At 48.5% G+C, this 26,218-nt stretch carries 16 protein-coding genes, 2 tRNA genes and 3 rRNA genes; 5 read left to right on the top strand and 16 right to left on the bottom strand.

Going from position 1 to position 26,218, the window contains the following annotated elements:
- Window positions 1-3: 3 nt before the first annotated feature.
- Window positions 4-1,272 carry a uroporphyrinogen-III C-methyltransferase gene (locus LG272_RS02505; RefSeq protein WP_404409431.1) on the top strand — a complete coding sequence of 423 codons (1,269 nt, stop codon included), beginning with the start codon at window positions 4-6 and terminating at the stop codon, window positions 1,270-1,272.
- 4 nt (window positions 1,273-1,276) lie between these two features.
- The gene (locus LG272_RS02500) at window positions 1,277-2,431 is read left to right on the top strand and encodes a heme biosynthesis HemY N-terminal domain-containing protein (RefSeq protein WP_404409429.1); all 1,155 of its coding nucleotides are present in this window, start codon (window positions 1,277-1,279) and stop codon (window positions 2,429-2,431) included.
- A 25-nt stretch (window positions 2,432-2,456) separates the two neighbouring features.
- Here LG272_RS02500 and LG272_RS02495 read toward each other — a convergent pair whose 3' ends face one another.
- Both LG272_RS02495 and LG272_RS02490 read right to left on the bottom strand, forming a co-directional pair.
- Complete coding sequence (locus tag LG272_RS02495) at window positions 2,457-3,032, bottom strand: YceI family protein (protein ID WP_126759936.1); 576 nt, start codon at window positions 3,030-3,032, stop codon at window positions 2,457-2,459.
- Between the two features lie 37 nt (window positions 3,033-3,069).
- Window positions 3,070-3,630 (bottom strand): cytochrome b, encoded by a 561-nt coding sequence (locus LG272_RS02490; protein WP_404409426.1) that lies wholly within the window; start codon window positions 3,628-3,630, stop codon window positions 3,070-3,072.
- A gap of 235 nt (window positions 3,631-3,865) precedes the next feature.
- On the opposite strand from LG272_RS02490, the gene LG272_RS02485 reads away from it, so the two are divergent.
- Window positions 3,866-4,615 carry a Crp/Fnr family transcriptional regulator gene (locus LG272_RS02485; protein WP_404409424.1) on the top strand — a complete coding sequence of 250 codons (750 nt, stop codon included), beginning with the start codon at window positions 3,866-3,868 and terminating at the stop codon, window positions 4,613-4,615.
- A 75-nt stretch (window positions 4,616-4,690) separates the two neighbouring features.
- On the opposite strand, the gene LG272_RS02480 is transcribed toward LG272_RS02485, so the two are convergent.
- From LG272_RS02480 to LG272_RS02450, 7 genes are all read right to left on the bottom strand, one after another.
- Entirely contained in the window at window positions 4,691-6,127 is a 1,437-nt protein-coding gene (locus LG272_RS02480) for an OmpA family protein (RefSeq protein ID WP_404409422.1), read from the bottom strand.
- Between the two features lie 33 nt (window positions 6,128-6,160).
- The gene (locus LG272_RS02475; RefSeq protein ID WP_404409420.1) at window positions 6,161-8,458 is read right to left on the bottom strand and encodes an Ig-like domain-containing protein; all 2,298 of its coding nucleotides are present in this window, start codon (window positions 8,456-8,458) and stop codon (window positions 6,161-6,163) included.
- Window positions 8,459-8,853: 395 nt separating this feature from the next.
- Window positions 8,854-8,968: ribosomal RNA gene (gene rrf / locus LG272_RS02470) — 5S ribosomal RNA — on the bottom strand.
- A gap of 141 nt (window positions 8,969-9,109) precedes the next feature.
- Window positions 9,110-11,989: ribosomal RNA gene (locus LG272_RS02465) — 23S ribosomal RNA — on the bottom strand.
- Window positions 11,990-12,261: 272 nt separating this feature from the next.
- Window positions 12,262-12,337 (bottom strand) — tRNA-Ala (locus LG272_RS02460).
- Between the two features lie 172 nt (window positions 12,338-12,509).
- Window positions 12,510-12,586, bottom strand: a tRNA-Ile gene (locus tag LG272_RS02455).
- A gap of 163 nt (window positions 12,587-12,749) precedes the next feature.
- Window positions 12,750-14,293, bottom strand: a 16S ribosomal RNA gene (locus LG272_RS02450).
- Together the 16S, 23S and 5S rRNA genes with 2 tRNA genes alongside form the textbook arrangement of a ribosomal RNA operon.
- 514 nt (window positions 14,294-14,807) lie before the next feature.
- Here LG272_RS02450 and LG272_RS02445 point away from each other — a divergent pair.
- Window positions 14,808-15,356, top strand: a complete 549-nt coding sequence (locus LG272_RS02445) for a gamma carbonic anhydrase family protein (RefSeq protein WP_126759905.1) — start codon at window positions 14,808-14,810, stop codon at window positions 15,354-15,356.
- A 5-nt stretch (window positions 15,357-15,361) separates the two neighbouring features.
- Here LG272_RS02445 and LG272_RS02440 read toward each other — a convergent pair whose 3' ends face one another.
- From LG272_RS02440 to imuA, 3 genes are read right to left on the bottom strand one after another with little or no spacing between them, the layout of a single operon-like run.
- A complete protein-coding gene (locus tag LG272_RS02440; protein WP_404409418.1) occupies window positions 15,362-18,502 on the bottom strand; it encodes an error-prone DNA polymerase in 3,141 nt (1,046 codons plus the stop codon).
- Window positions 18,486-19,904, bottom strand: coding sequence for a Y-family DNA polymerase (locus LG272_RS02435; RefSeq protein ID WP_404409416.1), 1,419 nt, complete (start codon window positions 19,902-19,904; stop codon window positions 18,486-18,488). The genes LG272_RS02440 and LG272_RS02435 overlap by 17 nt, the downstream gene beginning before the upstream one ends.
- The gene (gene imuA, locus LG272_RS02430; protein ID WP_404409414.1) at window positions 19,901-20,545 is read right to left on the bottom strand and encodes a translesion DNA synthesis-associated protein ImuA; all 645 of its coding nucleotides are present in this window, start codon (window positions 20,543-20,545) and stop codon (window positions 19,901-19,903) included. Before imuA ends, LG272_RS02435 begins: the two co-directional genes overlap by 4 nt.
- Window positions 20,546-20,684: 139 nt before the next feature.
- On the opposite strand from imuA, the gene LG272_RS02425 reads away from it, so the two are divergent.
- Entirely contained in the window at window positions 20,685-21,587 is a 903-nt protein-coding gene (locus tag LG272_RS02425; protein WP_126759901.1) for an acyltransferase, read from the top strand.
- Between the two features lie 19 nt (window positions 21,588-21,606).
- On the opposite strand, the gene LG272_RS02420 is transcribed toward LG272_RS02425, so the two are convergent.
- The 4 genes from LG272_RS02420 to LG272_RS02405 all read right to left on the bottom strand — a co-directional run bounded on the left by LG272_RS02420 (window position 21,607) and on the right by LG272_RS02405 (window position 25,989).
- Window positions 21,607-22,206, bottom strand: coding sequence for a thiol:disulfide interchange protein DsbA/DsbL (locus tag LG272_RS02420; RefSeq protein WP_126759900.1), 600 nt, complete (start codon window positions 22,204-22,206; stop codon window positions 21,607-21,609).
- A gap of 38 nt (window positions 22,207-22,244) precedes the next feature.
- Window positions 22,245-23,243, bottom strand: a complete 999-nt coding sequence (locus tag LG272_RS02415; protein WP_126759899.1) for a serine/threonine protein kinase — start codon at window positions 23,241-23,243, stop codon at window positions 22,245-22,247.
- Entirely contained in the window at window positions 23,236-24,651 is a 1,416-nt protein-coding gene (ccoG, locus tag LG272_RS02410; protein WP_126759934.1) for a cytochrome c oxidase accessory protein CcoG, read from the bottom strand. The genes LG272_RS02415 and ccoG overlap by 8 nt, the downstream gene beginning before the upstream one ends.
- Before the next feature lie 96 nt (window positions 24,652-24,747).
- The gene (locus LG272_RS02405; RefSeq protein ID WP_404409411.1) at window positions 24,748-25,989 is read right to left on the bottom strand and encodes a Zn-dependent hydrolase; all 1,242 of its coding nucleotides are present in this window, start codon (window positions 25,987-25,989) and stop codon (window positions 24,748-24,750) included.
- Between the last annotated feature and the right edge of the window lie 229 nt (window positions 25,990-26,218).

The following is a 26,218-nucleotide window of genomic DNA, read 5'->3' as shown; positions in this document are numbered from 1 at the left end:
TCCATGAGTGAGTCGAAAAAGCAAAAGTCTGCAACGAATGAGCAAGCCAAGACGCCTGCAGAAAAGCAGTCTGCAACCGAAACTGCGCCACAGAAAACGGAAGCGCCAACGGTGAAAGCAACTTCGGCAGCAACTGAAGACACTGCCAAGAAAGGTTCCGAAAATGCGGCAGTGGACAAGACAAAACCAGCGCCGAAACCTATACCGAAGGATGCTACCAAGAATCCTAAGCGAAATTCAGCATTAATCGCTTGGCTAATCGTGGTGCTTCTTGCTGCCGTCATTATTGTTGCAATGTGGTTTGGATACACACGCATTTGGCCTTTGCATCAGCAACAGATTGCTTCAATGGCTCAACAACAAGATACCTCAGCCGCAACCATTGAGGAGCTGCAAGGGCGTTTAGATAACTTGGAGCAAGCAGTAAACGCAACGGTTCGCTTGTCGATTGAAGATTTAGAACAACGCGTGGATTCACAGATAGGTCGCCAGCAACAAATCATTGATGACTATCAATTGGCAGTGCAGTCGGTGCAAGCTGAACTGGCTAATCTAGACATCTCGCAGGAATCTAACTGGCGAATTTATGAAGCTCGCAACTTAGCTGAGCGCGCCGCCACCAAGCTTTGGATTGAAAATGACTCAGCTGCTGCATTGGCGTTCTTGCAATTAGCTCAGTCACATATTGTTGCGCTAGATAACCCAGCGCATTTGCAAGCACGCCAGGCCCTTGCAAATGATATTGCGCAACTTGAGCAACTTCCTGAAAGCCAAATTGAAACGGTCAGTTTAAAACTTGGTACGCTGCGTGATCAGGTCGCTCGTAGTCAATGGTATCAACAACTAGGTATGTCAGGTGAGAATACTGACGCGCCAACCGAAGACACTTGGTTGAGCAATCTAAAGCGCAGTTTTAACACGCTATTGCAACAGTTTGTGCGCATCCAACGTCGCGACACGCCGGTTGAACCAATGATTGCAGATGCTTATTTCGATGTCTTACAACAGCGATTATTACTGCAGCTCCAACTGGGTCAACAAGCCGCGATGAACGGCTCACAAGCGGTCTATGAGGCCAGCCTAAATGAAGCGGTAACCTTACTAAATGACGTGCAGGGGCAGGTCAATGAAGCTGACTTAAATCGGTTTATTGACGAGCTTAAGGCGTTACAAGTGATTCAGTTACAACCTGAATATCCGACCGAGTTGAGCGCTACGACTCAACTTGAGCGCCTAGCGAATCAAATCTCACAAACCAACCAAGGAGGCTAACTCGATGAAAACTGCCTTGGTTGTCATTGTTTTATTCATTGCTGGATTACTGCTTGGTCCGTTATGGTCTGGCAATACTGGCTACGTGTTGATTTCTGTGGGTTCATACACGGTTGAAACGAGTGTGGTCGCCGCGCTAATTCTATTGGTGATTGCAGTCATTATTATGCGCGCAGTGTTGGCATTTATTGGGCGTTTGATTCGCGGCACAAAATGGGGTGTACGTTGGTTTGGCAATCGTCGTCAACAAAAAGCCGAAGCGGCATTTCACGATGCGTTGGTCAGCCTGAATCATGGTGATTATGCCGGTAGCTCGCGGGCGGCGAATCGTGCTTGGCAACTACGTAAAGAACCCAATGATGCATTGTTAGCCGCCTATTCTGCACAGCAAATTGGCGATGTGAAGCAAGCTCGCGAATGGCTAACTCACACCGACCAAAAGGCCGAACTAGCCGTGGCCGAAATGATTTTTGCGCTACGCGAGAACCCCGAGAGCATCGATTCTCGGTTGACGCAGTTACGCGCGCTGTTGAAAGATTACCCGCGTCATCCCGAACTGCTGCGCCAAGCCATCATCGGTTTCCGCCATCAACATCGCTATCGTGATATTGCGGGCGTTCTTAACGCCGCTGAACAACAACAATTATTTAGCGATACCGAATTTGAGGTGCTAGTCGAAGAAACCTACTTCCATTTAATGCTGGAAGCGGGGCGTAACAGTGCCAATGCGCTGCAAGATTATTGGCAAGCTCTAACACGCGATCAGCGTCGTAATAAAGCGATTCGCCGTGCCTATTTACATGCCTTGAAAACATTTGGCGCAACAGCGGCAGCAGATAAAGTAGCGGCGCGGGCGTTAAAACGTGGTGAGTTAGATATCGCCTATTTGCTCGACAAACAGTTACTGGTTGCTGGTCCGGAACTTCGCGATATTGTTCAGGATGGTCTGAAGAAGAAGCCGGATGATCCGTTCTTATTACAAGCTTTCGGTCAAATGGCGTTGCAAACAAAGGATTATGCTCTTGCACAACGTGCACTACGTCGAGCTGCAGATATAGCACCGTCACAACGTGTGCTTTTTGACCTTGCACAAACCTACGATGCGCTTGGCGACACCGCCAATGCTTTGAAGTGTTACCGAGAAGGCTTGCGGATTTAACCGCAAGCCTCTTGGCTAATCACGCTTACTGACGAATACCTTCAATTGATAAGAAAATTTCGACCGTTTCTGCTGCTGGACCTAAATCGTAGTCCATACCAAACTCCGCAGGCGTTAAGGTAACAGCGCCTTCAAATCCACGGCGGAAGCCACCCCAAGGATCTTCACCCGCACCAATCTCTTTCACATCAATCGCGATTTCCTTGGTTGTGCCATGCAAAGTGAAGTTACCTTTTAGTACGCCGGTACCATCGCCATTCGGTGCATAGCTCGTTGAAACAAACTTCGCTTCTGGATACTCGCTGACATTGAAGAAGTCACCGCTACGTAAGTGCTTGTCGCGCTCAGCATGGTTACTGTCTAAGCTCGCAACATCAATAGTCACTTCAACTTTCGCTGCGCTTGGGTTGGCTTCGTCGTAGCTGAACGTCCCTTCAAAATCGTTAAAGCGGCCAAGCAACCAGCTATAACCTAAATGGCTAATTTTGAACTGCACGAATGCGTGCGCATCCTTAGTATCAATCACATAGTCAGCAGCGTGTGCTTGGGCGGCGCCGAATAATGATGCTGAAATTACTGTCGCAAGTGCTAATTTTTTCATGATGAATCTCCTCAAATGAAACGTTATTCGTTGTTGGTTAGTCGTTATTCGATTGGTTACGTTTGGCGACTAACATACGGGTCAAAGTTGAATCTTTATTTACAAAGTGATGCTTGAATGCGGCAAGCGCATGGCCTGCGGCAAGAATGACCAAGGCTAAGGCGGTATACCAGTGTACTGCGCCGGCAATATCCTCTTGCTGCGGAATACTGGTGATTAGAGCCGGTATTTCAAACCAGTCAAACACCGAGATCCCTCGGCCATCAGCAGTCGAGATCAAATAGCCACTGATCATCGTCACCAATAACAGGGCATAAATCAGTCCGTGCCCAACCCGTGCGCCAATTTGTTCAAAGCGCGTACCCAATGGTTTCGGCGTTGCGTTAACGAACTTCCAAAGCAACCGGATGACGGTGAGCACCAACAAGGTGATACCAAACGACTTATGCCACCACGGACCCAGTCGATACCAGCTGTCGTAATAGCCAAGCGTCAACATCCAGTAGCCCAGCGCAAATAGTCCAATAACCATCAATGCACTTAGCCAATGAATGGCAATGCTGACCAAGCCATAACGTGATTCCGTGTTCTTAAACATATCTTTGCGTCTCACTAATTTATATACACTTCATGTTAGTCCAATAATATGAAATATATATTGGTAAATATCGCGTTTTATATTCTAAAAAACAGAATTAAGTAAAAGTTACGGCGTGTATATTGAGACTAGGTTGACAGCTAATCTAGATAGATTTTTCACTATTTTTTACATATTGGCTTTAAGCATCTATCCTTGCTTATTGGCTTAAACAGAAATAAGGCAAGGGGTTCTATTGGAAGGTATAGCGAAACAATCGGATGGTCGATATCCTCTGCCATCTGTGGAACAGAACTACTTGCTCAGCTCATTACCTGCTGAAGTAATCGGGCGACTCAAACCTCGTCTTGAATTAATTACACTTCCGCTCGGTAAATGCTTATATGAACCCGGCGCTGAACAAAAGCATGTTTACTTCCCCACCAACTCGATTATCTCGTTGGTATACGTGCTATTTAATGGTAACTCAGCTGAAATTTCAGTGGTCGGTAATGAGGGGATGCTCGGGTTACCACTATTCATGGGCGGCGGCAGCACGCCCAACCGTGCTGTCGTGCAAAGTGCCGGAAGCGCTTACCAACTATCAGCAAGTCTGTTAAAGGAAGAAATCAAGCGCCACAACCAACTTCATGATTTACTGCTTCGCTATACTCAAACCTTAATGACGCAAATGGCACAAACAGCCGTATGCAATCGCCATCACACCATTGAGCAACAACTTTGCCGTTGGATATTACTTTCGCTCGATCGGATTCCGTCGAACGTGCTTACAATGACACAGGAGCTTATCGCCGATATGCTTGGTGTACGGCGAGAAGGCGTTTCGCTCGCGGCCGGCAAATTGCAAAAAATTGGTGTCATTGAATATCATCGAGGTGTTGTTACGGTGCTTGATAGAGCGAAACTGGAAAAGCTAAGTTGTGAATGTTATGAGGTAGTGCAACAAGAATGCCATCGACTACTTCATTACTTACCACATGAGTAAAATCGTTGAGTTTTCGAATACACAAAGTAGCGTGCATTCAGGCGCTTTGCCCGAACACACGCACTTTTCTTGATGTTACTCTGGGTAACCGATAATAATATTCACTCGGCGATTTTTCTGACGTTCCAGTGCCGTGATATTATAAGTCTCACGACGTGTCGCACCAAACCCTTCAACGCGCAAACGCGAACGGTCGACCGCAAACTCCCTTACTAAATAGTCGGCAACACTTTGTGCTCGTGCGCGAGAAACTTGTTGCGCTCTATCTGGACTCGCGTTATCTGTATGCCCCTCTAACGTTGCGGTTAACTCCGGATTCGTTTGCAAGTATCGTGCAACCGTTTCCAATTGATCGCGATACTTCGGATGAATCGCTGATTCATTCGTATCAAATTCGAGTTCCATTGCCAACGTGATCCGTGCTGGTAACGGCTGGAGCCCCTCAATATCGGTTGCACAACCAATAACCGCATGAATACGGCGATTAGCCTGCATACCGGCATCCGTCGTGTTGCTTGCAATAGGACGTGATTCGCCATAGCCCACCGCACTTAATCGACTGCGTGCAATATTATGTTCACGAACCAAGTAATCTACCGCAGCTTGTGCGCGCTGCTCTGATAGGCGCATGTTGTCTGCGTCATTACCGACATTATCCGTGTGCCCTTCAATAACCGCTTTGGTTTCAGGATACTTATTAAGGAATGTGGCAATAACCTGCATATGCTCACGATTAACCCGTTCGATATCATCATTTGCAATATCGAAGTGAATGTCTAAGGCACTGCAATACTGTTCGGTTGGCGCTATCGCTTGCGGTGCTGCGGGTCTCGGACGAGGCGACGCGGCTACAGCATGAGTTGGCGCACCAAAACGATAAAGAAAGCTTAATGACAGGAAGTCGATATCGCCCCGATTACCTACCGCATCATCCATACTGTAGCGCTCTACTTCAAGGCGCATCGCAAAGTGATCCGTCATTTGGTATTGATAGCCAAGACCAAGCTTATGATCCATGCTGGTTTTACGATACTTAGGCGTAAGCACATTAACCGCACCTGTTCCCGCAAAATCAACCGATGCCGTACTATTGTGCGCACCAATACGAGCATATAAAGACGAACGCTCAGTCACTGGTAGCATTCCGATTAGATCAAGACTCCAGCCTCGAAAATCTAGTTCACCGATTTTCGTTCCAACGGGTACCGTGGTTGCTTGGTAATTAAACTCTCCAAGATCGAAGTAACTACCTTCGAACGAAAAGTTCTTAGTAAACTGATAACCGAGGAAGAGCTTGTAACCAAAATCACGTTCATCCTCCTGAAAATCAGTCACTTGATAACCAGCATTATTTAAATCGGTAATAATCTCGAAGCGATCAATTTGAGTGTGCGCTAAGCCGCCGCCCGCACCGAGATACCAGCCATCTTGTGCTTGCGCCAATACCGGCAATGCGATGCCAGAAAGGGTTAAAGCGGTAATCACTTGTGTAATTTTGTTAGTTTTCATCATAACCTCCAGCTTAACCTTGTCGGTCTTGCTAATTTACTCTGCTGGTACATTAATCACGGTATTTACCACAGTGACCGATGCGCCCAAAGAAAGTGCTCGACCATCTAAGGTCACGATGTTGACGTTGCCTGCAGTTGAAATACTCACTCCAGCTTGTGAAATAATGGTGCCTTTCATGGTACCACCGCCTGCAGCATTAATTGTTGCGGCACTACCCACCTGCCAAAAGATATTTTTCGCCTGCGCGCCATTGATTAAGGTCACACTTTGCGGGAAATCGGCACCAGGGCCACCAACTGTCAGTGTGGTTGCCATTTGGAACACCCATACCGCGTTTTGGTTACCTTGTGCATCAAGCGTTAAATCACCGCCTTGAATACGGAAGGCGCCACTTTGTGCGGTATATATACCCGGACTTAGGGTTAGGCTTGCAAGATTATCGTTACCCGGATCTAAGCCACCGGGGAGATTAGCTGGGGTTAGAGCAATATAAGCGGCCTCAGCATCCAAGCGAGCCTGAATGGCAATTGCCTCGGTCACGGCTGTGCCATCTTGCGGACAGGCAACAGTTGGTGGCGGCGGCGAGGTGAAAATCTTACCGTTTACTTGGCCCTCATTGAGCGGTGTAATGGTGTATTCACAGCCAGGCTCAGATACAAACCCTGTTATAAGCGTTGAAACAGCGGTGCTACCTAAATCACCGTTGATAACGGTAAGTAATCCCTGGTTCGTCGCGCCTGACGTGCCTCCAAATGAACCGAAGGGTGCAACGGTTTGTAGATCAACAGGTTCAAGACAACTTTCGACTGCCGGAACGGTGGTAAATAGCCAAACATAGTCTTCTAGCATTTCATTACCAGGCACGATTAAATCTTTGACACCATTGGCTCCACCTGAGACGGTCGCTCGAAACGTAACGCCTTCGGCTAGCTGAGTTTGCGGAATAAAGGTGATGATTGTTCCGGTATCAACATCGAGGGTAATCGACTCAGCAATAACTGCGTTCGCCGGATTTTCATCTTCAACGATGGTGAAGGTGAGATCATTGACAGTAGTTGGATTAAGTCGGGTTCCTGATGGAATATCAACTGTCGCATTGATGCTGGCATTTGGGCATACCGAAAGTGTTCCAGCATTCAGCGGATCCGTTGTTTCAACCGATAAATTAACCACAGGGATAGCTTCGACAGTTGTGAAGGTCCAAACGTAATCGCTTGCATCAGTCACAGGTGCTTGATTACCGGCTAGTTCATTACCAGCGATATCCGTCACTGCACTACTGATCGTAGCTGTGTAGGTGGTCCCCTCGATTAGGTTTTCTTCAGGCGTAAAAACGGCGCTGCGCGAACCAATGACATACGAAACTTCACCGGTGGGAGAAACACACGGAGTTTCACAGGTTAGTGTGAAGTTAACCGCGGTAAATCCAACGGGCACCATGTTTTCGGTAAATATGGCGGTAATTGCAGTATTCACTGGTACGTCATTCGTTGGGCCTGGGCTGGTAGTTAATGGCTCGGTGATGGTAACGCGCGGACGCGTTGTGTCCGGCATAAGGCTAGTAGTGAACTGCCACATATAGTCACTTGGCGTAGTTACTGCTTGATTACCAGCCAGCTCATTCCCCGCAAGGTCAGTTACTGTGCTCGCCACTGTCACCGTGTAGGTCGTGTTCGCCTCAAGATCATCTGTAGGCGTAAATAACGCAGTTTTTGTATCAGCATCATAAGTCAATGCGCCATCTGGTGCGACGCATGGAGCCTCACAAGATACGGTAAAACTTGTCTCGCTTATGGTTGAGGCCAGCATCGACTCATTAAAAACTGCAAACACAGTTGAATTTACTGGCACATTTAGCGTTGGTCCTGGTGATGAGGTCATTGGCTGTGTAATCACAACCATTGGAGGCTCATCATCAACTGGCTGCCCTGTTGTAAATATCCAAGTAAAAGGCGCTTCAAGTAATAAACCTGTCGCAACGCTCTCTGCACTATGAACTGTTGCGGTATAAAGAGTTGAGCCATCGAGCATTAGCGGATCGGTTACCGTAAAGGTCGCCATGGTACCTGCGTCGCTCATATCAACGGTACCAATGGGACTGATACAAGGACTATTACAGGTTACCGTGAAGTCACTATTTGTTAGTGGTTGTACGGGCTCATTGAATTGAGCAGTGATTAAGGTATCAACCGTTGGAACATTGGTTGCCTCGTCAGCTGGAGCAACCTCAATAACTACTGGTGGCAACGCCACGTTGCCGTCAGTACCGAGTATAGGATCAGGTCCATTATCGCCGCACGCGGTCAATAACGTACCCAGAACAGCTAGCATCAGCCATCTGTTGATACGATTTGATAGGGATAATTTAGGATACATTAGGTATTTCCTCTCGGTCTAAGTTGTACGGTCGTTGACCGCCTTGGTTGCACCAAGAGTCGGTCAGATGGGCACTATTGACTTATTTTCGAGAGGTGTCTGTACGCTATCGCACATAGTTAAGGGCGATAGCGATATTAGCTGTTGGATATTAGATATTAGAAGAGCGAAGGGCGTTATTCGTTATTCGTTGTTCGTGCGTTCACTTCGTTCACTGTTCGTCCGTGCTACGCACTGTTCGTTATCGAACAGAGAGGCGAAGCCGAACGCACGAACCACGAGTCACGCTTTTGGCTTTCCCCCAAACGAAAAAACCCCGAGCGTTAGCTCGGGGTCTCGTCGTATTTGAAGCCTGGCGGTGTCCTACTCTCACATGGGGAAGCCCCACACTACCATCGGCGCTGAAGCGTTTCACTACTGAGTTCGGAATGGATCAGGTGGTTCCACTTCGCTATGGCCGCCAGGCAAAAACTGTTAAACAATATAAACGCGCTGATTGTTCGTATGAATGCGCACCCTACAGGAACGTATTTTAATAGAAGCTCGAACTTGCGTCCCCGGCGTCAAACGCCGGGCTACATTAGCCCTAAACACCTTCGGTGTTGTATGGTTAAGCCTCACGGGCAATTAGTACGGGTTAGCTCAACGCATTACTACGCTTCCACACCCCGCCTATCAACGTTGTAGTCTCCAACAACCCTTCAGGACAATTACATGTCAGTGAGAGCTTATCTTGAGGCTCGCTTCCCGCTTAGATGCTTTCAGCGGTTATCGATTCCGAACATAGCTACCGGGCAGTGCCACTGGCGTGACAACCCGAACACCAGAGGTTCGTTCACTCCGGTCCTCTCGTACTAGGAGCAACCCCTCTCAACTCTCAAACGCCCACGGCAGATAGGGACCGAACTGTCTCACGACGTTCTAAACCCAGCTCGCGTACCACTTTAAATGGCGAACAGCCATACCCTTGGGACCGACTACAGCCCCAGGATGTGATGAGCCGACATCGAGGTGCCAAACACCGCCGTCGATATGAACTCTTGGGCGGTATCAGCCTGTTATCCCCGGAGTACCTTTTATCCGTTGAGCGATGGCCCTTCCATTCAGAACCACCGGATCACTATGACCTGCTTTCGCACCTGCTCGACGTGTCTGTCTCGCAGTTAAGCTGGCTTGTGCCATTACACTAACCGTACGATGTCCGACCGTACTTAGCCAACCTTCGTGCTCCTCCGTTACTCTTTGGGAGGAGACCGCCCCAGTCAAACTACCCACCAGGCACTGTCCTCGATCCCGATAAGGGACCTAAGTTAGAACATCAAACATACAAGGGTGGTATTTCAAGGATGGCTCCACGTCAACTAGCGCCAACGCTTCATAGCCTCCCACCTATCCTACACATGGAGGTTCAATGTTCAGTGCCAAGCTATAGTAAAGGTTCACGGGGTCTTTCCGTCTAGCCGCGGGTACACCGCATCTTCACGGCGATTTCAATTTCACTGAGTCTCGGGTGGAGACAGCGTGGCCATGGTTACACCATTCGTGCAGGTCGGAACTTACCCGACAAGGAATTTCGCTACCTTAGGACCGTTATAGTTACGGCCGCCGTTTACCGGGGCTTCGATCAAGAGCTTCGCTTACGCTAACCCCATCAATTAACCTTCCGGCACCGGGCAGGTGTCACACCCTATACGTCATCTTTCGATTTTGCAGAGTGCTGTGTTTTTAATAAACAGTCCCAGCCACCTGGTCACTGCGGCCAGCTCCAGCTCCCCCCGCAAGGGGTTCACTAGCTCTGGCGTACCTTCTCCCGAAGTTACGGTACTATTTTGCCTAGTTCCTTCACCCGAGTTCTCTCAAGCGCCTTAGTATTCTCTACCTGACCACCTGTGTCGGTTTCGGGTACGGTCAACATGTACCTGAAGCTTAGAGGCTTTTCCTGGAAGCAGGGCATCAACAACTTCGCATCCGTGGATGCTCGTCTCGTATCTCAGTCTTAGTCGCCCGGATTTTCCTAAGCAACCAACCTACATACTTTCACCGGGATAACCAACACCCGGCTTGCCTAGCCTTCTCCGTCCCCCCATCGCAGTACATGTCGGTTCAGGAATATTAACCTGATTCCCATCGACTACGCCTCTCGGCCTCGCCTTAGGGGCCGACTTACCCTACCCTGATTAGCATGGGATAGGAAACCTTGGTCTTCCGGCGTGCGGGTTTTTCACCCGCATTATCGTTACTCATGTCAGCATTCGCACTTCTGATACCTCCAGCATGCTTCTCAACACACCTTCAACGGCTTACAGAACGCTCCCCTACCCAGCACACAAGTGTGCTGCCGCAGCTTCGGTGCATGGCTTAGCCCCGTTACATCTTCCGCGCAGGCCGACTCGACTAGTGAGCTATTACGCTTTCTTTAAAGGATGGCTGCTTCTAAGCCAACCTCCTAGCTGTCTGAGCCTTCCCACATCGTTTCCCACTTAGCCATGACTTCGGGACCTTAGCTGGCGGTCTGGGTTGTTTCCCTCTTCACGACGGACGTTAGCACCCGCCGTGTGTCTCCCGGATAGTACTCACTGGTATTCGGAGTTTGCATGGGGTTGGTAAGTCGGGATGACCCCCTAGCCCAAACAGTGCTCTACCCCCAGTGGTATTCGTCCGAGGCTCTACCTAAATAGATTTCGGGGAGAACCAGCTATCTCCGGGCTTGATTAGCCTTTCACTCCGATCCACAAGTCATCCCCATCTTTTTCAACAGATGTGGGTTCGGTCCTCCAATTGATGTTACTCAATCTTCAACCTGCTCATGGATAGATCGCCCGGTTTCGGGTCTATACCTTGCAACTAAAACGCCCAGTTAAGACTCGGTTTCCCTACGGCTCCCCTATACGGTTAACCTTGCTACAAAATATAAGTCGCTGACCCATTATACAAAAGGTACGCAGTCACCCCGAAGGGCTCCTACTGCTTGTACGTAGACGGTTTCAGGTTCTATTTCACTCCCCTCGCCGGGGTTCTTTTCGCCTTTCCCTCACGGTACTGGTTCACTATCGGTCAGTTGGGAGTATTTAGCCTTGGAGGATGGTCCCCCCATATTCAGTCAAGATAACACGTGTCCCGACCTACTCGTTTTCACAATCATTGCCTCGTCGTGTACGGGACTATCACCCTGTATCGTCAAGCTTTCCAGCTTGTTCCACTAAAACTATGATTGCTTAAGGGCTACTTCCCGTTCGCTCGCCGCTACTAGGGAAATCTCGGTTGATTTCTTTTCCTCCGGGTACTTAGATGTTTCAGTTCTCCGGGTTCGCTTCCTTAGGCTATGTATTCACCTAAGGATACTGAGCAAGCTCAGTGGGTTTCCCCATTCGGAAATCCATGACTATAACGGCTCTTACTGCCTCATCATGGCTTATCGCAAGTTAGTACGTCCTTCATCGCCTCCAACTGCCTAGGCATCCACCGTCTACGCTTAGTCACTTAACCATACAACCCGAAAATGTTTATTCGAATCGCATGGGCTGTTCTCTATGCTGTACACAAGTTCGATACGCCTCTACCAAAATGGTGTTTCAAGTAGAGTGGCATTTCATTACTTTATTACAATCAGCTTGTTCATATTGTTAAAGAGCGTCGTAACATGAGGTTACTGATAACTATTCTCGTAAGAATGTTTATCGCTAACCTTGGATAAAAACCGTTGTTCGTGATTCGTGCGCTGCGCTGTTCGTACGCTTCGCTGTTCGAAAACCAAGAAGTGGTGGAGCCAAGCGGGATCGAACCGCTGACCTCCTGCGTGCAAGGCAGGCGCTCTCCCAGCTGAGCTATGGCCCCACAGGCCGTAGGCCTGTCGTTGTTCGTTATTGGTTATTCGTTGTTCGTGAAAACAACAAACCAAACCAAACACAACAAACCGATAAGACGAATTCGCGTGAGAGCAAGGCGAGAGGATGCGAAGCATACATCAGTATGCGAGTATCCGAACAACGCAGCTATCGCGAGAATTTGGTGGGTCTGAGTAGACTTGAACTACCGACCTCACCCTTATCAGGGGTGCGCTCTAACCAGCTGAGCTACAGACCCAGTATCCGCTAAATCTGCAACACCGCTTCGGTCGGTACGACCTCACCCGCTTATGCAGGGCAGGTGCACTCTATCGAGCTGAGCTACAGACCCAGTTTCTATCCGTTACATCTACCAAACCAGGCAATCTGTGTGAGCACTTAACTTCTTCAAGGCTTTTTCATAAGGAGGTGATCCAGCCGCAGGTTCCCCTACGGCTACCTTGTTACGACTTCACCCCAGTCATGAACCACACCGTGGTAAACGCCCTCCCGAAGGTTAAGCTATCTACTTCTGGTGCAGCCCACTCCCATGGTGTGACGGGCGGTGTGTACAAGGCCCGGGAACGTATTCACCGTGGCATTCTGATCCACGATTACTAGCGATTCCGACTTCATGGAGTCGAGTTGCAGACTCCAATCCGGACTACGACGCGCTTTTTGAGATCCGCACACTCTCGCGAGTTAGCTTCCCATTGTACGCGCCATTGTAGCACGTGTGTAGCCCATCCCGTAAGGGCCATGATGACTTGACGTCGTCCCCACCTTCCTCCGGTTTATCACCGGCAGTCTCCCCAGAGTTCCCGCCATTACGCGCTGGCAACTAAGGATAAGGGTTGCGCTCGTTGCGGGACTTAACCCAACATCTCACAACACGAGCTGACGACAGCCATGCAGCACCTGTCTCAGTGTTCCCGAAGGCACTCATCTATCTCTAGAAAATTCACTGGATGTCAAGGGATGGTAAGGTTCTTCGCGTTGCATCGAATTAAACCACATGCTCCACCGCTTGTGCGGGCCCCCGTCAATTCATTTGAGTTTTAACCTTGCGGCCGTACTCCCCAGGCGGTCAACTTAGTGCGTTAGCTGCGTTACTCACTTCGTTTATGAAACGAACAACTAGTTGACATCGTTTACGGCGTGGACTACCAGGGTATCTAATCCTGTTTGCTCCCCACGCTTTCGTACCTCAGCGTCAGTTTCTGACCAGGTGGCCGCCTTCGCCACCGGTATTCCTTCCTATATCTACGCATTTCACCGCTACACAGGAAATTCTACCACCCTCTTCAGAACTCGAGCCTGCCAGTTCAAAATGCCATTCCCAGGTTGAGCCCGGGGCTTTCACATCTTGCTTAACAAGCCGCCTACGTACGCTTTACGCCCAGTAATTCCGATTAACGCTTGCACCCTCCGTATTACCGCGGCTGCTGGCACGGAGTTAGCCGGTGCTTCTTCTGTGGCTAACGTCAATATGCAAGAGTATTAATCTTACATCCTTCCTCACCACTGAAAGTGCTTTACAACCCGAAGGCCTTCTTCACACACGCGGCATGGCTGCATCAGGGTTTCCCCCATTGTGCAATATTCCCCACTGCTGCCTCCCGTAGGAGTCTGGGCCGTGTCTCAGTCCCAGTGTGGCTGATCATCCTCTCAGAACAGCTAGAGATCGTCGCCTTGGTGGGCCTTTACCCCACCAACTAGCTAATCTCACTTGGGCCTATCTCTAGGTGCAAGGTCCGAAGATCCCCTGCTTTGGTCCGTAGACATTATGCGGTATTAGCCACAGTTTCCCGTGGTTATCCCCCTCCTAAAGGCAAGTTCCCAAGCATTACTCACCCGTCCGCCGCTCGCCGGCAGAGTAGCAAGCTACTCCCCGCTGCCGCTCGACTTGCATGTGTTAGGCCTGCCGCCAGCGTTCAATCTGAGCCATGATCAAACTCTTCAGTTTAAAGTGTTTAATCGACCCATTGAATCAATGACTTAATAAATCTAATTTGTTAAGCACTTTTCCAATCAGTCAGGTGGTCTATTTAAAGACCTTTTGTGCATCCGAAGATGCTTTCTCTGCCTGAATCCGGTAAGTGCCCACACAGTTTGCTTGGCTTGGTATATTGTTAAAGAACGTTTCGCTGCGTTGAGCGAGGCTGCGCATTCTACAGCCTTGGTGTTTTGTGTCAAGCCTTTCGGCGAAATTTTTTATGACTCAAAACATCTGCTTTTGGCGACTTCGTTGTCTGCCTCAAGCGTGGGGCGCATTTTAGAGATTTAACTGGCCGCGTCAAGCGCCTTTTTGACATTTTTATGTGTTTTTTTGCCAACTGCTGATTTTGTGAGCGAAGCGCTTCAAAAAGCGGCGTGATTTGCTTGATTCGCCAGCAGTGGCGGTTTCTGCTAGTCTTTAAGGTATGATTTAGACAGATCAAAAATATAACATTTTGGCTGAGTTTTAGAGGTAATAGAGCATGAATGGCGATATTCGTAGTTATCGCGGTATTGAACCGCAGTTCGGTGAACATGTTTATATCGATAGTAGTGCAGTGATTGTTGGTGATGTGCACATTGGCGAACATAGTAGTGTTTGGCCTTTGGTCTCTGCCCGTGGCGATGTAAATAAGATTCGAATTGGTGCGCGCACGAATGTGCAGGATAACTGTGTACTGCATGTCAGTCGTACCAGTGAAAATAATCCGCAAGGCCATCCGTTAATTATTGGCGATGATGTAACGGTAGGACATCACGTCATGTTGCACGGCTGCGAAATAGGTCATCGTGTTCTTATTGGTATGTCGGCGGTGATTATGGATGGCGCCATCGTTGAGGATGATGTCATCATTGGTGCCGGTAGTTTGGTTCCACCAGGTAAAACATTAAAGCGTGGTCATTTATATGTTGGCAGCCCAGTCAAAGAAGCGCGCCCACTAACAGAAGAAGAATTAAAGTTCTTACCACAGTCGGCTGCGAACTATGTGATCTTAAAAGAAGACTATTTATTGCATGTAACGGCCATTTAGAACCATTAGTGAAAATCACGCGAGCGGTTAGCCGACACCCCGAGTTGCGCTAACTGCTCTGTGCCATCCTCTAAATGCGCGGCGATAACGTGAATAACTTCCCCATGAATCTCAACAATACCTTTCACTTTTAATAGTTGAGCAGTGAGATAGGCTTGGCGAAAATCACGAGCGGTTTTTTGCCATATAACAATATTAATCAAACCAGATTCATCTTCGAGGGTGACGAAAGTGACGCCTGATGCGGTACCAGGGCGCTGCCGGCAAGTCACTAAACCAGCGACACGTACAAGCTGTTTATGCCGACACTGCGCCAGTTCACTCGATAACTTATAACCTTTGAGTTGCTGTTGTTCACGTAGCAGCGCCAACGGGTGACGACGTAGCGAAACGCCGGTGGTTCGATAATCGACTGCGATATCTTGAAACTCTGCCGGTGGCAGGAGATTACTAGCAGGTTCGGTAAGCTGATCCATAAATAGCGGTAATTGCTCGGCCTGCAAGGCCAAACTTTGCCACTGGCTTTGGTAACGATGCCCAGCTAATGACCCGAGCACATCGGCGGTCGCTAATTTGTGTAGATCGGGGCCGCTAAGGCCAACATCACGTAACTGCTGTAACGACTGAAAACCTTGTGCGGGACGCTGTTCCAGCAAAGCTTCAATACGTGATTGTGAAAGACCTTTAATTAATCGTAGCCCCAAGCGCAGTTGCACACCTCGAGCGCCAGCTTCGAGCAGATGATCCCAGGCACTCTGCTGAATGTCGGCAGGGAGTACTGTGATGTGGTGCCGCCGCGCATCTTGGATCAACTGATTCGCTGAATAGAATCCCATCGGGAGACTATTGAGCAAGGCACAATAAAATGCCGCTGGATAATAGTGTTTTAACCATGCCGAAGCGTAAGCTAAGTTAGCAAAACTCGCCGAATGCGACTCTGGAAAGCCGTACTCACCAAAACCACATATTTGCTGAAAAATCCGCTGCGCAAATTCTTCGCTATAACCACGCTCGCGCATTCCTTTAATTAATTTGCTTTCAAATTGCCGCAGTTCACCAGAACTCTTCCAATTCGCCATAGCGCGGCGTAGTTGATCGGCCTCGCCGCCACTGAAGCCGGCGGCCACCATGGCGAGCTTGATTACTTGCTCTTGGAAAATCGGCACACCTAAAGTGCGTTCTAATACTTGTTTGACGGCCTCGCTTGGAAAGGTGATGGGCTCAAGACCAGCGCGCCGACGCAAATATGGATGAACCATATCACCTTGAATAGGGCCAGGTCGGACAATCGCAATTTGAACCACCAAATCATAAAACGTCTGTGGCCGGAGTCGGGGAAGCATATTCATTTGCGCCCGCGACTCAATTTGGAACACACCAATGGAATCGGCACGTTGCAACATCTGATACACCTTGGCATCTTCTTGGGGAATATCTGCTAGGCCAAGCTCGCGCTGATGATGCTGCTGAATTAATTGCAGCATTTTACGTATAGCGGTGAGCATGCCGAGCGCCAGCACATCGACTTTAATAAGATGTAAGGTTTCTAAATCATCTTTGTCCCACTGGATGACTGTGCGTTCTGGCATGCTCGCATTTTCTACCGGTACCAAATCAGATAGCTGTGTGGAGGCAATCACAAAGCCACCAACATGCTGGGATAAATGCCGAGGGAAGCCTAATATCGCCTCGGTAAGCGTCAATAAACAACGCCCGCGGTGCGTTTTGCCAAGCCCAGGTACTTTCTCCAATAACTGCTGTTGCCAGCTACTGTGTTGGTCGCGGCGATCGATCTGACGCAAGTAATGGCGTAATTCCTGCTCATGGAACCCCAACGCTTTGCCAACGTCACGCAATGCACTGCGTAAGCGATAGCGAATGACCGTTGCGGCTAATGCAGCTCGATGCCGTCCGTATTTTTGATAAATATACTGGATAACTTCTTCACGACGTTCGTGTTCAAAATCAACATCGATATCGGGCGGCTCATCCCGTTCTACTGAAATAAAGCGCTCGAACAAGACATCAATTTGATCGGGATTGACCGCCGTTATTTGTAAGCAATAGCAAACCACTGAATTCGCAGCAGAGCCACGTCCTTGGTACAAAATGCCGTGTTGCTGAGCAAATTGAACTAAATCATGAATGGTGAGAAAGAAATACTCATACCTCAACTGGGCTATCAGTTGCAGTTCTTTTTCGAGCTTTGCTTTGACATCCTCGCGCAGGCCTTGTGGAAAGCGTTGCTGGGCTCCGCCGTAGGTGAGTTCACGCAAATGCTCACTAGCTGTTTTTCCTTCTGGAACCAACTCAGCTGGGTATTCATAACGTAATTCGCTGAGACAAAAGCAGCATTGCTTGGCGATAGCTATACTTTGCGCCAGCCAGTCGGCAGGATAACACTGTTGCAGTTGCTCAAGCGTTCGCAAGCAATAATCTTGGTTCGGTTTCAGTTGTGCGACTTGGGTTTCTAGTGGTTGTCGACGACGAATAGCGACTAACACATCGTGCAACGATTGCCGCTGCGGCTCGTGATAACACACTTCACATACGGCGGCGACGGGTATAGTTTGCTCAATACTCAGCCGTTGGTAGTAGCGATAACGCTGCGCATCATCTGCTCGGTAATGGCGACTATAGGCGAGCCAGAAATAATCACCGAATGCTTGTTTTAATTGCTCTGCGGTCGCTTTGATCAAATCACTGTCCGCTTCTTCTAAGTTCGCTTTGAACAGCGGTCGCCATAACAGCGAACATTGCGTTAATGTTTCGATGAAATCTTCGAGAAAAACCTGATAGCTGCCTTTCTTACTACGGTTTCGTACCGTCGTGATAAGTTGGCATAATTGCGCATAACCTTGGCGGTTACGTACCAGCACAATCAAGGTGCCAATATTTTCTAAGTGAAATTCGCTACCAATAATCAATCGCAATGGCTGCTCGCGCGCAGCAACATAAGCACGCACCACGCCGGCAACGGAACATTCATCGGTAATGGCTAAAGCTTGATAGCCATAGTCTACCGCTCGCTGCACCAATTCATGTGGGTGCGAACCGCCGCGTAGGAAGCTAAAGTTACTTAAGCAGTGCAGGGCAGCAGGGCGTTGATCAACGGTTGTCGCCACAGTATTAACTGAACCAGCCATGCAAAAACCAACCTTTGTCATTCTGGTAAATCCAACCTTGCCGCTGCCATTTATCCAACGCAATGTAATAGTCGCGGGCAACGGCATCAGCATTCCACCAACCACTCACGATTCGCTCTGGTCCCCATTGCAATTGCCACTGTTGCCGTTCAATAGGTTGTGCTTCGGGTAATAACCAATAAGGGCGCTGTAACGATAACGTTGTGCTGGTTGGCTTCGCCTGCCATGGCTTAAGGCCGCCTTGGTACTCCGGTCGCCAATCATCATGTAGGTGCAAGCTTTGCACCTTGGATTCGCCTAAGCGAGCCTGCAAACGACTCACCAAGGCATTTAATGAATCGGTCTGTGCTTGTGGTGCGGCAAACATGGCTTGTTCTTGAGCTTGGCGGGGCTCGGGACGTTGTACTCGAACGCTTAACGCCAATACCGGCTGTTTGAGCTTTTGTCGCTCTAAATGCAATTGGCTTAAGCTGAGCAAGTCGCGTTGTTGCCACACGGCATGGGCAAACTGAATAGGCACTTGAGTTACTGGCCCGCTGCGGTGATGTGCGCGAATCAATAATGCCCGAGTACTCCACTGATGAATTTCTAAGAAGCTTTCAACCTGTTGTAACAAGCGCTTTAGCGGAAACAAAAGCTGTGTCCAGCTATGTGCCTCGGTATTCAGCTCAACCTGCTGATCAAATCGATCGGGAGGATGATAAAAGTTCTGAGGCGGCGATAACTCACCAGCAAGTTCGGCAACATAAGTTGTCATTGCGCGACCAAACCGTGCGCCGAGCTCCGCTCTGGGTAGCTGTAACACTGCGCCAAGGGTTAACAATCCAACATCTCGAAGTTTGTCGATTTGTGCTGGGGGTAAGCCGCTGTAGTCAATGGGTAGTTTGTTAATCGCCGCCTTCACATCTGTCGCCTCGGCACTCAGTACCGCATAGCCCGAAGCGGCTAATAACTTAGCTGATAGTGGGCTGTAACCACTGCTTAAAACATAGCGCAGTGGCCATTGTTGTAATCGTGCTTGCATGCGCGCGACCACTCCAGCAAAACCTTGATGTAGCCGTAACAAGCTTTGCACCTCAAACAACAGACCTTGCGGCGGATGCAGCACAATTTGTGCCATATCTTGATACAGCACTTGTGCGAGCTGCGTCAGCATGGTGCTTTCGCGCTTGGCGTTATAGTCATGTAGTTTAAGTTCTGGCACCAACGTGCTAGCGAGTACCTCCGCCATGCCTATTTCAACACCTTGTTGTAGCGCAGCGGAATTGGCTTGCACCACATTCCGTCGTGCCGCGTGACTTTGTGTTACAGCGCGCGGTACAGCACCTTGCTCTGGGGGCTGTAATGCTAACTGATAATCCAGTAACAGATGTGGAAAATGGAGATACAACCAAACATTCATAAAGCACGACGGCGCCTCGGTAAACGGGAATCGACACCACAAGAGAACGCAGGTAATGGCCAACCAAAACGACGCTTCAAAATTCGAATCGATAAGCTATCAGCACGCTCAAGCTGTAGCCGAGTGACATAAGCGCGCGCCTCTTCTTGCTGTTGCCAAGACGTGATCACAAACGCCAATTTCTGCTGTGCTTCTGCCGCTTGTTGCAAACGCCGCACCGCCGTTGCACTTAAGCCTGTATGCCAAATTAAAACCGTATCTATCGCATTGCTTTGCAAAGCTTGTTCAGCAGCCCACAGTGCCAGCTTGTCATCGGATTCATGCACCACCACATGCTGGTGCAACACAAGATTTTGATAACTTAGCCCCGGCGCATAGGGTTGAACCGGCGGGTTGACCCAAAGCACCCTCGTTTGAGGTTGCGCCAATAACGGCAATAACAGCGCCAACTCACCAATAAAAGGTTGCTGCACTTGTAATTCATTCACACTGCCTTGCAACCAACCACCACCTAAACGGGTATCGAGCTCAGCCCAACCGCTACTTAAAAAATGTTGCTCGGCTTTATGTGCAGGAACCTCTTGGCCTTGCCAGAGCCAGCCTTTTTGCACTAATGCTTCAATTTGTGCGGGATACGCCATCGCTCACCTCGGCAAAACAACCACAAATACTGTACATATATACAGTATACTTTAGAGGCTTTTTTCGAGGCTGGCAAGTATTTCGCAAATGGGTATCATAGGCGCATAACTATCATGACAAGCACAATCTGGCGCAAACATGCTGACAACGTTACTGATTCCGTTTCGATTATTAATTAATTTTACTTTCGCTCTCGTTTCCACCGCCGTGATTGGTGCCATGGTGATTTTGGTGGGTTTACCTAAGTTGTTACTGCCAATACCTGCCGTGCAGCGTGTGCTGTCTACGTGGGCAAACGCCGTGTTTCGCCTATGGGGTTACGCCATGTCGGCGCTATTCCGATTAACGCAACCCATGCGCTGGCATATTGATGGCGACAGTGAACTGCATCGCGACCGTTGGTATATGATCATGGCAAATCATCGTAGCTGGGTCGATATTCTGGTGCTTATGCATTTAGCCTGCCGCAACATGCCAATGCCACGGTTTTTCTTAAAGCAACCGCTGATTTGGATTCCGATAGTTGGCCTCGGCTGCTGGACTTTAGACATGCCGTTTATGAAACGTTATTCACGCGAGCAAATAGCTAAAAATCCCAAGCTACAAGGCAAGGACATTGAAACCACTCGTAAGAAATGTCAGAAGTTTCGTCATATTCCTACCACGGTGATTAACTTTTGCGAAGGCACCCGTTTTACCCCTGAAAAGCATGCGAAACGTCATAGCTCGTTCCAACATTTGTTGCCTCCTAAAGCGGGCGGTACAGCATTTGCGTTGCAGATTATGGGGAATCAATTTGATGCCATATTAGATATTACGATTGTTTATCCGGATGATAAAAAACCGGCCGTATGGCAGTTACTAAGCGGTCAGTTACGTGATGTATATGTGAATGTGGAAACGTTGCCTGTCACCGAGGATTTAATTGGTGATTATTTTGCCGATGAAGCGTTTAAAGCGCACTTTCAGGATTGGATGAATAAGCGTTGGCTGCGCAAAGATGAAATTATTAACCGCGTACGCGCAGGTTTTTTCAACTAAGCACAGCCAGCTTTTAAACTTATTGCTTCTCGAGCAAGTAACCTGCGGCCTTCACGAAATCGGCCATAAAGTCTTTGCTATCACGGAAACCATCGGTTTTCATACGATACTTGCCGTTCACAATAAAGGTTGGCGTCGCGTTCACGTTATAGGCACGCATGTCGCGATCCATGTCGTTTACTTGCTTCTCAACCAATGGGTGTTTCATGGCTTTTTCAAACTTGTCTTTGCTAATGCCATTCACGTGGAAAATAGCCTGTAGCTGCTCTTCTGTCGTGATTTGCTGTTTTTGCGCGTGAATACGCTCATAAAACGCTTGGCTAATTTCTTCTTCTTTCTTGAACAACTTCGCTGCAGCAAAACCACGCGCCATTAGTTCAAGGGTTGGATGAGAAACAATATGTGACTTTTCAAAAGCCTGTGGATACGCTTCTTTCATTGCTGCTGCAATTGGTTCAAAACGGTAGCAGTGAATGCAGTAAAACGAGAAGAACTCTTTAATTTCTGGCTTCGCTGTACCTTGTTCAGCAATCACCTCATAGTGAACGTCTTCTTTAAATTCTTGTGCACTCAGCGGCAACATCATTAAAGCGACAACAACTAACAACAACTTCTTCATGGGCAGAACGTCCTACAGTTTGTTTGTTACGAATTAAATTAATATTGCGGTTGCAATTGAATCGGTGGTTCTTGCAACGCCGCAAATTGTTCTTTCAGTGTCAGCACCTGTTGTTCCCAGTAACGTTGCTCAGCAAACCACGGGAACGCACGTTGAAATGCGCTATCTCCCCAACGGCGGGCTAACCACGCCATGTAGTGTATGATTCGAAAACTGCGCAAGGGTTCAATTAATTGCGTTTCTTTACTATCGAAATCACAGAACTCTTGGTAGCCCTCAAGCAATACATCGAGCTGCAATGTGCGTTCGGCTCTATCGTCTCCCGCTAACATCATCCATAAATCTTGAATGGCGGGGCCGGTGCGCGCATCGTCGAAATCAACGAACATCAGTTGCTCATCACGCAACAACATATTGCCCAAATGACAGTCTCCATGCAATCGTTGTTGCGTAAAGGCATTCAAATCAATTTGTTTGAGGTGGTTCGCTAGCGGCTCAGCAATAGCAAAAAAGGCATCATGCAGATTATTCGGCAACAGCGATGAAGTACTTAAAGTAGCTAATGCCTCAGTGACATATTCGTGATAGGAAACATTCGGACGCGTTGCGAATTGGCGTTGTTTCGCCACCGCATGCAAGCGCCCAATTTGTCGGCCAATACGTTCTAACTGATCGAGATCACCTGGCTCAACGGCACGTCCGCCCACGCTTGGGAATACAGCAAAACGATACCCCTCGTAATGATGCAGAGTAGCGCCAGCAAGTTTTAGCGGTGCTACGGCAGGAACTTCTTCATCAAGTAATTCTTGCGTGAACTGGTGTTCTTCAAGAATTTGCGCATCGCTCCACCGAGCTGGACGATAAAATTTGGCGACATAACGTCGATTATCGTCAGCAATAAATTGATAGACACGGTTCTCGTAGCTATTCAGTGCTAGTAGCCCAGATTGCGGGTCAACCCCGACATCCGCGAGCGCATCGGCGATGCGCTCGGGTGTTAAATTATGAAAACTAAAGTCGTCGTGATGATCACTCATAGAGGAATCGACTAACATGCTGCTCGCTCACATCGCCAGCTTCATTGGTAACCGTAAAGATGACATCTTGCACGCGCTCAGTCACATCATCAGGGTGAACCGCCAAGGTAATTGGCAAGGTTGCCACTTCACCGGCACCCACCGTAATCGTGTCATCACCGATCAACTGGCTACGTTCAAACCCTTGCGCCGTAATTTTGTACGTTTGTGTTTGCTGTGACTTGTTTAAAATTTTCAAGGTAAATACGTTCTGCACCCAGCCATCCATGTTTATGCTATACAACTGGTTTCGGTCACGTAGTACATCCACTTGTAACGGTACCCGAGTTGAAATATCCCAAATCAATAACCCTGTCATGACGACCATCACGACAAAATAGCCGACCGCTTTAAAGCGTAACTTATGAGTTCGACCGCCTTGCAGATTGCGTTCAGTAGTAAAACGAATAAGGCCTCGAGGATAGTTCATTTTATCCATGACGTCATTACAGGCATCCACACAGGCACCACAGTTGATGCACTCATATTGCAGGCCGTTTCGAATATCAATACCAGTTGGGCACACTTGTACGCACATGTAACAATCGATGCAGTCGCCTAACCCTAACTCTTTTGGATCTTTCTTACGTGAGCGTCCGCCTCGAGGCTCGCCGCGGTTCGGGTCATACGAAACGGTCACCGTGTCTTTATCAAACATCGCCGATTGAAATCGTGCATATGGGCACATGTGCGTACACATGATTTCGCGCATCCAGCCTGCATTCCCGTACGTACAAAACGCGAAGAAAACGACCGAAAAGGTTGCCCAGAAACCAGCATCGAGTGTCCAAAATTGCGTGAATAATTCACGTACATCCATGAAGTAACCGACGAATATCATCGCCGTTAACAACGAAACAATCACCCATGACGTATGTTTACCCGCTTTGCGCCAGAATTTATCAAAGTCCCAAGGCCGTTTATCGAGTGACATCCGTTGATTTCGTGAGCCTTCGAACTTCTTTTCAAACCACATGAAAATAAACGTCCAAGTGGTCTGCGGACACATAAAGCCACACCACACGCGTCCGTACAGCGTTGTCACGAAAAATAGGGCGAAGGCCGAGACAATAAATATCCAAGCAAGAATGGTGAAATCTTGTGGCCACATTGTAAGGCCGAAAATACGGAAACGTTGTTCAGCAATATCGAGCAAAATGGCCTGCTCGCCATGCCATTGCAACCATGGCAATACAGCAAACACGAACAACAAAATGAAACCGAAACTGCGGCGGAACCATTCAAGCGTACCTTTTACATCGCGCACATAAATACGATTACGTGGCGAATAAGCGTTACTGCGTTTGTCTGGATCGGGACGATGGATTTTTACTTTATCGGCCGCCTGCACTTCGATTTTTTGTTCCATAGCCATACCACTTCGTTTTAGCCTAGAAAATAAGCTTGATTATACATAATTTTAGTAGGTCTATTGAGGCTTTTTTGGGCCATGTGAACAGGTATTTTATTGATCTAAATCAATTTCAGACATCGCTATGACAGTGTCGAGAAGGACATTCGTGCCAGCGTCAACATCGCGCCAGTGCGACCACTCATCAGGCGCGTGACTCACACCGTTGATTGACGGAATAAAGATGAGTCCTGCATGCGTTATTTCACTGAGAAATTGAGTGTCATGCCCAGCGCCGCTCGGCATACGTGTATAACTGTAGCCGCGTTGTTTAACCTGCTTCTCAATCAGATCAGTCAGAGGCTCAGAACATGGCTTTGGCGAGAGCCAACTGACTTGCTCATACTCAAACATCAAACGGTGGCGGCGAGCTATTGCTGAGAGGGTTTTACGACAAGCATTGGCGAGCTCTTTCATTATGCCTTCATCCATGTCACGCCCGACGATGGTGAAAATTGCTTCTCCTGGTACTGTATGTGGATGACCTGGCTTCAGCTCAACTTTTCCCACGGTGATACGGGTTTTGTCGGTACCATTTTCATCGATAATCCGCTCAATTTCATGAGCGAAATCGGCAAGCCCCATAAACGCATCGCTGCGCATATCCATTGGTGCAGTACCTGCGTGATCAGCTTTCCCTTTCAGGTGAACTATCCACTTAAACACCCCAGAAATACCTTCCACTACACCAATTTGCAGTTCACGTTGAAACAGCACCGGTCCCTGTTCAATGTGCAACTCAACGAAACCTTTTAATTGCTCCGGTCGCCAAGCCGCATCAAGGGCTTGCATGACGTCGAGTCCTTGTGATGCCATTGCATCTTTCAAGTACACATTATCGGCATCATGCGCTGAGAGTAACCAATCCGGATTTAAGCAACCAGAAATAGCCTGCGCACCCAACATACCGCCAAAGCGCCCTTCCTCCTCAGCGGTGGCAACGCCCCAAATAGGTGTTTCAATATCAGGTTGTTGTTCATTAATGGTTTCGATGACTTCCAATGCGGCCATGACGCCTAGCGCCCCGTCAAAAACACCGCCAGCGGGAACCGTATCAATATGAGAGCCCATTAAAATGACGGGTTTATCGCGATCGCCGCGACCAAAAAACACGTTGCCGGCGCCATCCATGTAGGTTTGTAAGCCCGCTTGTTTGGCTTTATCTTGCAGCCAACGGCGACCTTGCATATCGGCATCAGTAAAGCCAATGCGGTACATGCCGCGGTCTTGTTCGTTGTAGCCTATTTTGGCAAGTTCTAGTAAGTTTGCTTTTAGTCGTTCTCCGTTGATAACCATAAAACCTCAAGTACGATATTAGCTATTGGATATTGGATATTGGATATTGGATATTGGATATTGGATATTGGATAGTGAGTGTAGGATATCAGTATAGACAACGCACAAGATCTCGCCCGCTAATATCGAATATCCAATAGCTAATATCGCTTTTGATTTTGAAAAAAAAAGCCCGGCGGAAGCCGGGCGAGAAGAGAACAACCAGATCTCAGGGAAGTTGAGCACACTA

The sequence above is a fragment of the Pseudidiomarina marina genome (assembly GCF_044807045.1).
Lineage (GTDB): Bacteria > Pseudomonadota > Gammaproteobacteria > Enterobacterales > Alteromonadaceae > Pseudidiomarina > Pseudidiomarina marina.
The sequence above is the reverse complement of the archived record's forward strand: the minus strand, read 5'-3'. Positions and strand labels throughout refer to the sequence as shown.